Source organism: Flavobacterium sp. (genome assembly GCF_036741995.1).
Classification (GTDB): Bacteria; Bacteroidota; Bacteroidia; order Flavobacteriales; family Flavobacteriaceae; genus Flavobacterium.
In genome coordinates this window covers 1-1,337 of record NZ_DAINRG010000114.1, presented here as the reverse complement: position 1 = coordinate 1,337, position 1,337 = coordinate 1, and the positions used below count along the sequence as shown (strand labels likewise).

At 34.6% G+C, this 1,337-nt stretch carries 1 protein-coding gene; it reads right to left on the bottom strand.

Annotation, left to right across the window (positions count from 1 at the left end; genetic code table 11):
- On the bottom strand, positions 1-1,115 hold a 1,115-nt coding region (locus V7D82_RS13775; protein WP_333601521.1), incomplete at its 3' end, for a CHASE4 domain-containing protein.
- Positions 1,116-1,337 lie beyond the last annotated feature (222 nt).

The window sequence follows — 1,337 nt, the reverse complement described above, 5'->3', positions numbered from 1 at the left end:
ATTACGGTTAAGTATTCCAGTTTCTCTGTTTCGGTGATATCGGTATTCAGGATCAGATCGGTAAAACCATTGATGGCATTCATTGGCGTTCGAATCTCATGAGACAAATTAGCCAAGAAAGCTGATTTCAATCGATCACTTTCTTCTGCACGGATTTTGGCCGTAATCAGTTCCATTTTCTGATTATTATTCTCTTCGAATAAGTTCCCGATGTAACTAAATTCACCATTGGTTCTTTTCAATAATCTAATGGCCTTTTTATTTCCGGTTTCTAAGACTCTGCGCACTAAATACAGTGGATAATAAACAAACTTACGGGTATAATACAGATTGAGCAGTAATATTATAAAAAACGCTATTATGATAACATACAACAAACGAGTAGTATAATCAAAATACACTTCAAAATCCCTTTGAAAAACCAATTTGCCTATCACTTTCCCTGCTGAATCCTTCAAATCAAAAACGGAATGTATGGTGCTTTTTTCAGGTTTTAAAACATAATCCGTAGCCGCTAATTGTATCTTTGAATTGGTAATGTGCTGCAGACTTTCTACAAACTGATTATCCATCAATCGAACCACAAAAAAATAACCCGATGTTGGTGTTTTGGTTTTCAGCGGATCGTCGGAAGGGTGAATGGCGGCTCCGGTTACTTCTACTATTCCTTCAGGAATCTTCAGATAGAATTTCTTTATCCCCTCATCATCCACGGCATCCATAGCTGTTTTGGGAATAAAGTCAAGGCTTTTAATAGCGGGTGTTGGTGTTCTGATGATGAAATTTTTATCGGCACCATAAGCGCCTAAATATTCGGCATCGTAAATCTCCAATTCGTTGCCTATCGTTTGATTGAACCAAACTTGGTCTTTGGTTTTTATAAAATTGACAAACTCATCCCAATTGGTATCATTATTTATGGCTACCAAAATAGGCTTTGACTCTAAATCGAGTAACTTGTGAATTTCATTATCAAAATGCTCAACAGAATCCTTGTATACAAGCTGCTCTGCCTTTTTGGTGTAATAGAATAATGCTAAGTATAAAATAATGAAGAAGATGCTCGAGGAGAATATCAGCCAAAGTATTTTGGGAAAATTCTTTTTTATTGTCATTTTATATTGCTCCCGATTTATAATTACGATTTAAAAGTATTGAAAATTTTGCAAAAAAGCTTCGCTGTCTTGAAAGAATATTAAAGTTTTTTTAGGGAAGTAAGGCTTGAACTTGTTAAACTCTTGAAAACTAAAGCCAAAATATCATGCCTAACGTAAAAAGAACAATGCAACCTTACAAAAAGCTTTACAAAATAAAAAACCAATTATCAGGGATATTGA